At 36.0% G+C, this 12,868-nt stretch carries 13 protein-coding genes; 2 read left to right on the top strand and 11 right to left on the bottom strand.

What is annotated here, in order from left to right; translation table 11 throughout:
- Positions 1 to 80: 80 nt before the first annotated feature.
- Positions 81 to 632 carry a fasciclin domain-containing protein gene (locus tag SOLCA_RS06805; protein WP_014679710.1) on the top strand — a complete coding sequence of 184 codons (552 nt, stop codon included), beginning with the start codon at positions 81 to 83 and terminating at the stop codon, positions 630 to 632.
- Between the two features lie 42 nt (positions 633 to 674).
- Here the strand turns inward: SOLCA_RS06805 and SOLCA_RS06800 are convergent, their stop codons facing one another.
- From SOLCA_RS06800 to dinB, 11 genes are all read right to left on the bottom strand, one after another.
- Positions 675 to 1,373, bottom strand: coding sequence for a sulfite exporter TauE/SafE family protein (locus SOLCA_RS06800; protein ID WP_014679709.1), 699 nt, complete (start codon positions 1,371 to 1,373; stop codon positions 675 to 677).
- A 21-nt stretch (positions 1,374 to 1,394) separates the two neighbouring features.
- Entirely contained in the window at positions 1,395 to 1,838 is a 444-nt protein-coding gene (locus SOLCA_RS22210; protein WP_014679708.1) for a FixH family protein, read from the bottom strand.
- 12 nt (positions 1,839 to 1,850) lie between these two features.
- Complete coding sequence (gene ccoG, locus SOLCA_RS06790; protein WP_014679707.1) at positions 1,851 to 3,260, bottom strand: cytochrome c oxidase accessory protein CcoG; 1,410 nt, start codon at positions 3,258 to 3,260, stop codon at positions 1,851 to 1,853.
- An 18-nt stretch (positions 3,261 to 3,278) separates the two neighbouring features.
- Entirely contained in the window at positions 3,279 to 4,286 is a 1,008-nt protein-coding gene (locus SOLCA_RS06785) for a cbb3-type cytochrome c oxidase N-terminal domain-containing protein (protein WP_014679706.1), read from the bottom strand.
- Between the two features lie 26 nt (positions 4,287 to 4,312).
- Positions 4,313 to 4,486 carry a Cbb3-type cytochrome oxidase component FixQ gene (locus SOLCA_RS22745; protein ID WP_014679705.1) on the bottom strand — a complete coding sequence of 58 codons (174 nt, stop codon included), beginning with the start codon at positions 4,484 to 4,486 and terminating at the stop codon, positions 4,313 to 4,315.
- Positions 4,487 to 4,494: 8 nt separating this feature from the next.
- Positions 4,495 to 6,630 (bottom strand): cytochrome-c oxidase, cbb3-type subunit I, encoded by a 2,136-nt coding sequence (ccoN, locus tag SOLCA_RS06780; RefSeq protein ID WP_014679704.1) that lies wholly within the window; start codon positions 6,628 to 6,630, stop codon positions 4,495 to 4,497.
- Positions 6,631 to 6,669: 39 nt separating this feature from the next.
- Positions 6,670 to 6,834, bottom strand: coding sequence for a cbb3-type cytochrome oxidase assembly protein CcoS (ccoS, locus tag SOLCA_RS06775; protein WP_014679703.1), 165 nt, complete (start codon positions 6,832 to 6,834; stop codon positions 6,670 to 6,672).
- Between the two features lie 204 nt (positions 6,835 to 7,038).
- On the bottom strand, positions 7,039 to 9,438 hold the full coding sequence (locus SOLCA_RS06770; protein WP_014679702.1) for a heavy metal translocating P-type ATPase: 2,400 nt from the start codon (positions 9,436 to 9,438) through the stop codon (positions 7,039 to 7,041).
- A 92-nt stretch (positions 9,439 to 9,530) separates the two neighbouring features.
- A complete protein-coding gene (locus tag SOLCA_RS06765; RefSeq protein WP_042480848.1) occupies positions 9,531 to 10,244 on the bottom strand; it encodes a Crp/Fnr family transcriptional regulator in 714 nt (237 codons plus the stop codon).
- Between the two features lie 159 nt (positions 10,245 to 10,403).
- Positions 10,404 to 10,790 carry a GIY-YIG nuclease family protein gene (locus SOLCA_RS06760; RefSeq protein WP_014679700.1) on the bottom strand — a complete coding sequence of 129 codons (387 nt, stop codon included), beginning with the start codon at positions 10,788 to 10,790 and terminating at the stop codon, positions 10,404 to 10,406.
- 31 nt (positions 10,791 to 10,821) lie between these two features.
- Entirely contained in the window at positions 10,822 to 11,967 is a 1,146-nt protein-coding gene (gene dinB, locus SOLCA_RS06755) for a DNA polymerase IV (RefSeq protein WP_014679699.1), read from the bottom strand.
- Positions 11,968 to 12,067: 100 nt separating this feature from the next.
- On the opposite strand from dinB, the gene SOLCA_RS06750 reads away from it, so the two are divergent.
- The gene (locus SOLCA_RS06750) at positions 12,068 to 12,865 is read left to right on the top strand and encodes an XRE family transcriptional regulator (RefSeq protein ID WP_014679698.1); all 798 of its coding nucleotides are present in this window, start codon (positions 12,068 to 12,070) and stop codon (positions 12,863 to 12,865) included.
- Positions 12,866 to 12,868 lie beyond the last annotated feature (3 nt).

Here is a 12,868-nt window from a genome sequence, read left to right as displayed (position 1 = left end):
AATAAGTTTCGTAATTAAGGTAGAATTCGGTTAACTACGGGCCCATTAATCGGAATCATGAAACTTATAATCAACTCAAAATGAAAAAAATGATTCTTGTATTAGCATTAACAATAGGAAGTGTTGTAATGTCTAAAGCTCAAAATTACCCGATGGTTGGTGGTGCTGCAATGTATCCAACAAAGGATATTGTAGATAATGCCATGAAATCTAAAGATCACACTACTTTAGTTGCTGCTGTAAAAGCTGCTGGCTTGGTTGAGACCATAAAGGGAAAAGGACCTTTTACCGTCTTTGCTCCTACCAATGAAGCTTTCGAAAAGTTGCCAATGGGCACAGTCGACAATCTATTAAAACCTGAAAACAAAGAAACTTTGACCAAAGTATTAACTTATCATGTTGTGCCAGGTAAAATGGATTCAAATGCATTAATGCAAGCTATAAAAACAGGTGGAGGAAAAACCACCTTGAAAACTGTAAATGGTGAAACATTAACAGCTATGATGAGCAACGATATGAAAAGAATTGAGTTAAAAGATGAAAAGGGTGATGTGTCATGGGTTACTCAAGCAGATGTTTTCCAAAAAAATGGAGTCATACATGTAATAGATACAGTTCTATTGCCCAAGTAAGCATTAAAACAAAAAAGCTCCGAACATTCGGAGCTTTTTGTTTTAATGACAATCAGAAGGCATTTCTGCCTGTAGATTTTGAATATGTGGACTTAAATAAGGAATTCCAAGATCCATGCCGCGAACAATCAGTAAAATTCCCATTAAAACCATTAATACAGGAATTGCTTTTTTGATTTTATTTCTAAAATTAATGCTTATGAAACCTGTCATTAAGCTTATGCCTAACATTGCAGGAATTGTGCCCAATCCAAAGAATACCATAAATAACATCCCATCAATTGAGCTGCCTAAAGAGGTGGTCCAAATGATGCCTAAATAAACAAAACCACAAGGTAATAGTCCATTTAGCAACCCTATCGTTAATAATGCACCAAGGCTATGCTGATTAAATAATTTCGAAATAGATCTTCGTATAAATGAGATTGGTTTTGACAAGAAACTATCCGTTGAGAAACGGTTGATCTTTAAATGAGGTGCAAGTGCAATTAAAAGTATCAGACAACCTAACGCAATGGATAAACTTTGTTGAAAGCCGGCAAGCTTAAATCCTAAGCCAATTAGCCCAAAGACCAATCCGATAACTGCATAGGTAATTACTCGTCCGAAATTATATACAAAGATTGAGGCAATACGTTTCGGTAATGAATTGGAGCTGATGGGTAAGGCCATAGCAATAGGTCCGCACATTCCTATGCAATGAAAACTTCCTATAAATCCAAATATGAACGCTTCTAACATTAGTCAGATTAAAGATACTTTCTATTGAAAAAATATATTCTGTTCAAGAAAATAATCCTTCCCATCACATTTCCAATCCAATTTTATTTTGTATAAGCCCTTAATAAATGAGCTATTGGTAATCACTTGTTTGCCTGAATCATCAGGCTTAAGTTCAACTTTTAAATCTTTGGTTCCGTCTGAAGGACGGAAAAAATAAATTTGCCCGGTAACAACCTTTCCATCAAACTCCTTTGGTAAATTAATTGTAACGGATTTATTGACAATTTGAATATCAGTCATTTCGCTTAGCTGATTGGCATTTTTTGCAGCATCAATCTTATGCTGATACTTTAATTCTTCAGCATAGTAGTTAGGCGTTACCAATTCAAATTTCTCCCGCATTGCCAGGTATACCAAACCTAACATAAACACTACAAATGAACAGTAGAATAAAGCGGTAATTGTTCCCCAACCTAGTTTCATGATATAATTATTTTACTCACTTAATGGCCCCATAAATGAGGTTTTAACCGTTTCAATTTTCTTTTCACCACTATAAACGCCGATCTGAAGTTCGGTTTTTCGTGCGTTTATCTCTTTTTTAGGTAAAATAATAAAAAATGTACCGTTAGCCGTATTTTCACTTATTGCTAACAACTCTTTACCAACAACCCTAACTTCAGCATTTGCATTTTCTACTTTTAATACAATTGGCAAATTATGCTGAGTTTTATTCAGTAACTTGATATTATATAGATTACTTACCCTATTGTTATCCTGCTTTTGATAAAGCATTCCGCCTACCCTTGTAACAGTAGCATTTAAATCCTTACGTGTTACGAGCATAAACACCATTGCGCCAATCAACAGCACCAAAACAGCGGAGTAAGCTTTTATACGTGGTGTTATCGAAAATTTCTCTTTTTTGGTGATATTGTTTTCAGATGCAAAACGAATTAATCCACGAGGTAACCCGACATTGTCCATCATATGGTCACAAGCATCTATACACGCTGTACAGTTAACACATTCTAACTGGGTACCATTTCTGATATCTATTCCAGTTGGACAAACTTTCACACATTGGTAACAATCAATACAATCGCCAATAGTTCTCGTTTCATTTTTCCTAAATTTCCCGCGATCTTCACCTCTCACTCTATCATAGGCAACCACAACAGAATCTTTGTCTAACAAAACTCCTTGCAAACGTCCATATGGACAAATGGCAATACAAACTTGCTCACGCATATAGGCGAATACACCATAAAAAACAAAGGAGAATGCCAGGATAGCGATAAAGCCGGTCATGTGCAAATTTACCGGTTCACTGATAATCTTTATCAGCTCGTCTATACCAATAATGTAGGAAAGAAATATATTGGCAATTAAAAAGGAAATTGCAAAAAAGATAGTATGCTTAAGTGTCTTTTTGAAAATCTTCTTGTTAGTCCATGGCCCGTTATTCAGTACTCTTTGTTGATTATTATTACCCTCAATCCAATACTCAATTCTACGAAATACCATTTCCATAAAAATGGTTTGCGGACAAGCCCAACCACAAAAAACACGGCCAAAAATAACTGTGAATAATACAATAAAGACCAAAAAGGTAATCATTCCAACGCCAAAGATGAAAAAATCCTGTGGCCAGAATGTAACACCAAATAGGATGAACTTACGTTCAAGAACATTGAATAGAAAAAGCGGGTGCCCATTGACCTTAAGAAATGGAAGGGCAAAAAGTACAATCAAATAGAAAACACTCAGAATAGTTCGATAGTTATACAGTTTCCCTTTAGGTTCCTGAACATATATCCACTTTCGCTTGCCGGTTTCATCTACAGTTGCTAAATGATCCCTAAAACTTTCGGCCTCTTCATTCTGATTGTTTTCTATCGACATTATTTATTTTTTATGTTATTACATTTTGGTGGTTTTCAATGAATCAGTTTTTGCAGTTGACTGTACTGAGTCTGCTGGTTTAGCGGCTGCTTCATCCTTGTACAACTCTCCTTGTTTTTCCTTTGCATTAGGAGGATTCGTACCATGCAGTGTCAGGATATAGCTTGCCACTTCTTGAATTTGAGATGGTGACAAATCCTGTTCCCACGCTTTCATACCTTTTTCTGGAACACCATACTTAATTGTCTTGAAAATGTGTTTTACACCACCGCCATGCAACCAATAATCATCCGTTAAATTAGGGCCTACTCCTCCTTCTCCTTTTGCACCATGACAAGCAACACAGTTAGATGTAAAGATTGTTTCACCAGCTTTAATTTGAGCACCGTCAGAAATTACTGTAACACTATTTTCATCTATCTGATTAGCTGCATTTTTACGAACCGCTTCTAATTGCTTATCTGCTACAGCAAGTTCATTCTTGTATTCATCTAATTGTAATGGACTTGATTTGAAAATATGATATACACCCAGATATACAATAGCAAAGAAAATTGTAACTCTGAATAACCATAAAAACCAAGGTGGCATTTTGTTATCCAGTTCATGGATACCATCGTAATCATGGTCCATCAACAAGTCACCTTCTCTCTCAATAGGAACTGATTTATTTAATCGTTCAAAAGAGAACCATTTTGCTTTTGGTTTCGCTTCTGCTTCAACTTCAACCCCTGCAGCTTTAAGTTGTTTGCTACTTATTCCATAGAATACTTTTATTAGTCTTAAGACTGCAAAGGCAAGAATTAAAATAGCCAATAACTCTACTACAATAGCTGCTACCAATGAGTAGAACATTAAATCTGAAGAACCTGTACCACCAGAGGTACTTGGTGCAGGAGTTCCAGCTCCTGATCCAAACTGCCCTAATTCTTGTGTTGCAAATACAGCATTACTTGCAAACAAGAAAAGTAATAAAACCAGAATTGGTTTAATTTTTGAATGTATGTTAAAAGTTCGGAATCTCATTCTCAAACTGTTTTAAGTGTTTCTAATTAATTGATGTCTGTCCCATCTAGAGGGATATTGCTCACTTCATCTATATATCGTTTGGGAGTTTTAAAAACATATACTCCCAAACCGATAAAAAATATGAAGAAGATCATGAATGAAATCATTGGGTAAACACCCACACCCGATATAGATTCGAGATAGTTGATAAATTTCATCTTTGTTATTATTTAGTTTCAGCTACTTTACCTTCAGCTTTAATATCTGTTCCCATGCGTTGCAGATAAGCAATAAGGGCAATAATTTCACGATCACTCTTGGTTTCAATACCATCCTTTTTCAATCGTTCTGTTATTTCGCCAGCTTGTTTATGTAAATCATCATTTGCTTTTTGATCATAACCTGCAGGATAAGGAACTCCTAATGTCTGCATTGCTCTGATCTTAGCAGGTGTTGATGAAATATCTAACTGCTTGTCAAGTAACGAAGGATATTGAGGCATAATTGAACCTGGAGCCATTGATGAAGGATCCATCATGTGATTATAGTGCCATGAATCAGGATATTTACCACCAATACGATGTAAATCTGGTCCGGTACGTTTTGATCCCCATTGGAATGGATGGTCATACACAAACTCACCTGCTTTTGAGTACTCACCATATCGCACCGTTTCATCACGGAAAGGACGAATCATTTGCGAGTGACAGTTATAACAACCTTCGCGCAAATAAATATCACGACCTTGAAGCTCAAGTGGTGTATAAGGTTTTACACTTGAAATTGTAGGCACATTTGATTTAATCAGGAAGGTAGGAATCATTTCAACTAAACCTCCGATAAGAATTACAACAAGGCTACCTACCAACATTAACATAGGTTTACGTTCAAGTACACGGTGCCAGTGCTCATGCTCATGTGCCTCATGTTTAGCTAATGCAGGCGCTTCTGCTGCTTCCTCGGCTACAAAAGAACCGGATTTTGCTGTTTTAATAAGGTTATAAGTCATTATTATAACACCTGCTAAATATAGCACACCGCCTAATGCACGAGTAGCGTACATTGGAATGATCTCTTTTACCGTTTCTAAGAAGTTAGCATATTTCAATACACCCTCTGCAGTAAACTCTTTCCACATTGAAGCCTGTAAGAACCCAGCCCAATATAATGGAACCGCATAGAAGATAATACCTAAAGTACCAATCCAGAAGTGCCAGTTCGCTAATTTTTTAGAGTATAGTTGAGTTTTGAACAACTTAGGGAATAACCAGTATAATACAGAGAATGTTAAAAAGCCATTCCAACCTAATGCCCCAACGTGAACGTGAGCAACTGTCCAATCTGTAAAGTGACTGATTGCATTTACGTTTTTAAGAGAAAGCATCGGACCTTCAAAAGTTGCCATACCGTAAGCAGTTAAAGCAACAACCATGAACTTAAGAACAGGTTCTTCACGTACTTTATCCCAAGCACCACGTAATGTTAATAAACCGTTTAACATACCACCCCATGATGGAGCAATCAGCATAACGGAGAATACTACGCCTAATGATTGAGCCCAGTCAGGCAAAGCCGTATATAATAAGTGGTGAGGGCCAGCCCAGATATAGATAAAAATAAGGGCCCAAAAGTGTACAATAGATAGTTTGTAAGAGTAAACAGGTCTGTTAGCCGCTTTAGGTAAGAAATAATACATCAAACCTAAATATGGTGTTGTAAGGAAAAATGCAACAGCATTATGTCCGTACCACCACTGAACTAAAGCATCCTGTACCCCTGCATACCATGAATAACTTTTAAATGCAGATACTGGAATCTCAACAGAGTTAACGATGTGCAGAACTGCAACCGTTACCAAAGTTGCGATGTAGAACCAAATCGCCACATAAATATGCTTTTCTCTGCGTTTAATAATGGTTCCAAACATGTTGATACCAAATACAACCCAGATCAAAGTAATTGCAATGTCGATAGGCCATTCAAGCTCTGCGTACTCTTTTCCTGTAGTGTATCCAAGAAGAAGGGTAACTGCCGCAGCAACAATGATTAATTGCCAAACCCAAAAATGAATTTTACTTAGCGTATCGCTAAACATGCGGGCTTTACAAAGTCGTTGCAACGAGTAATAAACGCCCATGAAGATACCGTTACCAACAAATGCAAAAATAACAGCATTTGTATGTACCGGACGTAAACGGCCGAAAGTTGCATACTCAAAGTATTGCCCGAGATTAAGTACCGGAAATACTAATTGTAAAGCAGCATACAGACCAGCGGTCATTCCTACTATTCCCCAAAAAATAGTAGCATTTGCAAATTGCTTAACTATCCGGTTGTCATAGGAGAACTTTTCAATTTCCATATAAATTAAGTAAGTAGTTAATGTTTCGTATAGTTTTTATTAGTTATTTTCTTCTTCAGAAGATTCTTTGGAATCAAAAAGAATTCGGACAGAGGGTGTGTAGTCATCGTCAAACTGACCACTTTTTACAGACCATATAAAAGCAAACAGAAAACCGCCTGCAACAAAGAGGCTTATGATCAGGAGTATTATTATTGCACTCATATTGTCAATTGAAAGTCACAAAAGTACCATTGATATGTCTAAAAAAACATGATATCCGTCATGTTTTTTTAGACATAAAAAACAATAAATTGGCTTTTAAAGTATTTAAAAGCACAACTAATGCATTTCAATAAATACATTATCGCGTTACCATTAACCACTTAATTTACCAAATAAATAGTTAATAATAACTTTATTTTTCACTTATCGCATTCCCCATAACTTGGCAATAAAACTACTGGTGCCCATTGTAAACAAGATGATAGTGAGGGAACTTGCAGGCATTAGAATAGCAGCAATAACAGGTGATAAGATTCCCTGAACAGCAAAAGATAATCCTACGAAATTGTATAAAATTGATATGATAAAGCTAGCAACCACAATTGCTTTTCCAGCTTTTGCATATCTTATAAATGTTCCCAGTCTATTTAACTGAGTTCCATCTAAGATCGCATCACAAGCAGGAGAAAAATTATTGACTTCATCGGAAACAGCAATGCCAATATTACTTTGCCTTAACGCTCCCGCATCATTCAATCCATCCCCTACCATCATCACCTTTTTATGCTTGGTTCGTAAATCATTTATGTATTTTAATTTGCCTTCAGGTGTTTGATTAAATAGCAATGTGCTTTCACCTATAAACAGCTTTTCGAGATATGGTTGCTCAGCATCATTATCGCCGGAAATAACTGAAAGCTCATAGCTTTTATCCAAATTATGGATTAATTTTTCCATTCCTTCGCGATACTTATTAGTAATGGTAAAACAACCAACCACTTGTTCATTGATTGTTACGTACACCTTACCCGTATTAATGCCAGAAGTGTCAATGGCTCCTGTAAATAAGGCAGATCCAAGTTTTACCAAATTCCCATCTATATCACCCTCAAGGCCTAATCCTGCAGTTTCCTTTAAATTATGAACCTTCAACAACTTTGATTTTGGAAGGTAATAAGTAATAGCTTTGCTATAGGGATGTGTAGACTGAACCGATAATGAACGAATAATTACTTCTTGTTCATCCGACAATGGATTTCCACTGAAACTAACTTTCATTGCCCCATTTTGGGTTATGGTTCCAGTTTTATCAAAAACTATAGAATCTGCTTCCGCAATCATTTCTATGACGGTTGCATTCTTCAGGTAAAGTCCGTTCTGACCAAAAATGCGCAAAACATTTCCGTTGGTAAATGTGGCAGATAACAGCAATGCACACGGACAAGCAATGATCAATATAGCTGATACTGCATTTAAAATTCGTGATTGATCATTGAAGCCCCAATAGACTGCAGTGATTGCTGCAATGGAGAATAATATTAATGTAAAATACTGGCTTAATTTATGAATAAATGAAAGCTTTTTATCTTCATAACTTCTGAAAACATCCTTGTTCCATAGTTCAGTTAAATAACTATTGGAAACTTCCTTAACTACTTCCATTTCAATTGAGCTTCCCTTTTGCTTTCCACCGGCATAGATAATTTCACCAGTTGATTTTTTTATTGGAGCAGACTCACCGGTAACAAAACTGTAATCGATATTAGCATCGCCATAAAATAGTATTGAATCGGCAGGGATTAATTCATTATTTCTGACAATCATCCTGTCTCCTACTTTTAAATCGGTTACAGGGATATTTACCTCTTTGTCTTTATCTCTTTTTACTGTTACAGCAATTGGAAAATAGGATCTGTAATCGCGTTCAAAAGATAACTTCTTATAAGTTCTGTCCTGAAGATAACGACCAATGAGCATGAAAAATACAATTCCTGCCATTGAATCAAGGTATCCGGCACCAGTGCCACTCAAAATCTCATAAACACTACGAGCAAAGGTAATCCAGATTGCTAGTACAATCGGAGCATCAATATTGAGGAATTTCTTTTTCAAACCTGCCCATGCTGATTTATAAAACACAGATGCGCTATAAAAAAATACAGGTAGTGCTAAGATCAGATTAAGGGTACTGAATAATTTCTGAAGCTGAATATCAACAGTCCCATCTGAAAAATACTCAGGAAAACTGAGCATCATAATATTACCAAAGCAAAAACCTGCAATTCCAAGTTTATAAATCAATCCCCTGTCAGTTGATTCAGGCTTTTTATTAGTAACATCATTTAGGTTGAGATAAGGTTCATAGCCTACACTGGTAAGAATCTCGGCTATTTCTTTAAGGGTTATCTTTTCTTCCTTATAAACAACGGTAATTTCCTTTGTAGTAAAGTCAACTCGTGAACTAATTACTGCGGGATTGATTCTATTTAAATTTTCTAATAACCAAATACATGAGCTACAATGAATTTGAGGGAGGAAAAATACAATATGCGTCTGTTCTCCATCGGTAAAGCGGATTAATTTATGCTTAATATCAGGTGTGTCAAGAACAGAAAACTTTTGGGAAGCTGAACTTTTTAAACGCTGTGAAACCCCTGGTGTTTGAGAAATATCATAATAATCACACAATTCATTTTCTGATAAGATCTCGTACACAACTTTACAGCCATTACAGCAAAAAGTTTTCTGTTGAAAAAGGACGGTTTCCTCTTCACACTCAAGTCCGCAGTGAAAGCAAGTAGTATTAATATCGGTTAATTGCATGTGCCCGGTTAATTAGAACCCGGAACACAGTCCAGGTCAGGACAAAATTAATCCCGAAAATTTAAGAAAAACATGACAAAAGTCATGCATTATTAATTATAAAGATTTGCTCTTCGAAGCAGTTCTTTTTTATTAACGATTTTAATTTTTTTGCCAACGAACTCAATTAACGCGTCAGTTTTGAGTTCAGATAATAATCGAATAGCTGTTTCGGTAGCAGTACCTGCCATATTAGCAATTTCCTCTCTACTTAAAACAACTTTAATACAACCGGTTTCTATATCTTCTCCAAACGTTTCTTTCAAAACCAAGATAGTTTCTGCAATACGTTCGCGAACCGGTTTCTGTGCAATATCGGTAAGTTTGTTCTCAGCTCGTTTTAAATCAAGCGTAAGAAGCTTAACCATGTTACCTGATAACGATGCACTATTATCAAATATTTCGAAGAAGTCAGACTTAGGAACAAAACAAACTTCTGTTTGCTCAAGTGCAACCGCTGAACAATCATACATTTCATTACCAAGCAACGCCCTGTAGCCTATAACATCACTTTCTTTTGCGAAACGAACAATTTGTTCCTTCCCAAATTCACCATGTTTAGATAGTTTTACTTTGCCACCATGAATACAGTAGATACCGTGTGGACGGTCTCCTTCAATAAAAATCTCTTCACCTTTGTTATAAGTAATATGACCTTTATGTGAGTCAATTTTAGCCAGTTCGTTTTCCCGTAACCCACAAAAAACAGAATCCTTACGATACTGACAGGTGATGCAGCTGAAATGGTCGGTGTGCTTTTTAGCCATAATTAGAGACGCTTTTACGTTGTCAAGTAATGAAACACTAACAGAATTCTGCAAAAATATGATTAATATTAATACAAAGCCAATTGATTAGTATCAAAAAGCATACAATATTGTCGTTCTTCATCAATTAATGCCCATACAGCTCTAAAAAGCAAGCTATTAACATGCAGCTATATTAATTTTTATTTTTCTTAACGAATAATTAATATCTAAGATTTCCTCAAAATCTACCCCTATTGACAGATCAACCCAATCCGCATTAACTGACCTTATCAGCTTCTCTTTCTGTGCTTTTGTGAGCATCTTTAAAAATTCGTAACGCTTATGTAATAGTGTTTCATTGGTAAATTCTTCAAAATACACCAACCGCATATGACTGGTTGAATAATCAAAAAACATAGATGGAGAATTGCGATAAGCATTTATTGTATGTATTAAATCATTGGAAATACCAATTGTTATAGCAGAACGGTTTCTGTCAGTCATAAAATAGATGTAACGCTTTTCAACTAATTGATGAACATTTGAGCGGTTGAATGTTGCCATGATTATAAAGTTTAATTATTCTAAAATCTTTTTATCGGAAATCAGTTGCTGAAGAGGCGTTTACCACCGATTTCCATCCGTATTTATTTCTTATCGAATCAATTGCCTTTAACTTCTGAAGTTCTTTTTCAGCATTGCCAAATAAATTTAGCTGCGATTTTTCATTAGAAAGATTGCCCAGACGAACGCCTATCAAGCGCAGTTTCTCATTTCTATGAATCAAATAAAAAAGCTTTCTAACAGCTTCTGAAATAATTGTATCGGAGTTAGTCGGGTCTATTGCGAGTTGTTGAGTATGTGTAGTAAAATCTGGATAACGAAATTTAATGGCAACGCATGAACTTACCATGTTAGTACTTCGGATTTTATAACATAATTTTTCCGTCATAGCAGACAAAACACCTAAAAGATGCTCCTTGTCGCTAACGTCATCAAAAAATGTTGTTTCCTGTGAAATAGATTTACGACTATATGATGACTCAACCTGGCGATTACAGATACCGTTAGCTTTTTCCCATAATGAAGTCCCGTGTTTGCCCAGCAAATTTTCCAATATCTCCACAGGAACAGCAGCCAAATCTCCAACTGTCTTTATTCCTCTTTTAACAAGAAAGGCGTAGGTATTATCACCCACCATGGGCAATTTATTTATAGCTAAAGGAGCAAGAAATTCTTTTTCTTTTCCTTCTTCAATAAATAATTGCCCACACGGCTTTGCTTCATCGGTAGCGATTTTAGATACGGTTTTACTAGTAGAAAGCGCCATTGAAATAGGAAGGCCAGTTTCATTAATTATTTTCGATCGCAATTTGGTTGCGTACTCATATACATCGAAAAAACGATCCATGCCTGTGAGGTCGATATAAAATTCATCCACAGAGGCCTTTTCGAATACAGGAACTGCATCCGCAATGATTTGCGTAACTTTATTAGAATAATAGCTATAAGAAGCCCCATCCCCTTTTAACCAAATGGCCTGCGGACAAAGTTTACGGGCCTTAACAGATGCCATTGCAGAATGAACGCCGAATTTTCTGGCTTCATAACTACAGGCTGCAACAACTCCTCTCTCCCGGCCTCCAACAATAACCGGCTTCCCCACTAACTGTGGATTTTTTAATCGTTCTACCGAAACGAAGAACGTATCAAGGTCCATATGTAAGATTGCTCGGTGCATTTTTAAATTTTATTCTTGCTATTTCAAAAATAGTCACTAACTTTATTAGCAAATATATGCTATTATATTTAGTATTATAAAATTTTTCGCAAAATATTTTATGGGTATCATTTCTCAAAATCTAAAATACTTACGTAAGAAACAAAACCTTACACAACAACAATTAGCTGATAATCTTAATGTTAAACGCGCAGTTATAGGTGCTTATGAAGAAGACCGTGCAGAACCGAAAACTGAACTACTCATCAAAATGGCTAACTTATTTAGCATTTCTGTAGATGAATTTATCGGGGAACGTATAAATGATAAATGGTTCGCTAAAAAAGAAAAAGCATCAGAAGAAGAAAAGAATAATCCGACGGGAGGATTACGCATATTAAGTATTACGGTCGATAGTGATTCCAATGAAAACATTGAGCTTGTACCGGCAAAAGCAAGTGCAGGATATATGAATGGTTACGCAGATCCTCAATACGTCGCTGAACTTCCAAAATTTCATCTTCCTTTTTTAAAAGGTGGTACATTCAGGGCATTTGAGCTAAAAGGTGATTCTATGTTACCGCTTGAACCTGGAACTATTGTAGTGGGTGAGTATGTGGAAAATTTCAACGATATTAAATCAGGCGAAACATACGTAGTTCTGAGTAAAGACGAGGGTATTGTTTATAAGAGAGTTACCAATAAAATAAAAGAAAACAAACGACTGATGCTTGCCTCTGATAATAAGATTTACGAAACATACAGCATTCAGGCGGAAGATGTTCTTGAAGTTTGGAAAGCTAAGGCATTTATAAGTACCTCCTTTCCTACCCCTTCGGTTGAACCTTCATTAGAAAAATTGACTGAAATGGTGGAACAACTACAAAAAACCGTTATCAAATTAAAGACAAACGATTAACCC

It is taken from the genome of Solitalea canadensis DSM 3403, assembly GCF_000242635.2.
In the GTDB taxonomy this organism is placed as follows: Bacteria; Bacteroidota; Bacteroidia; order Sphingobacteriales; family Sphingobacteriaceae; genus Solitalea; species Solitalea canadensis.
The sequence above is the reverse complement of the archived record's forward strand: the minus strand, read 5'-3'. Positions and strand labels throughout refer to the sequence as shown.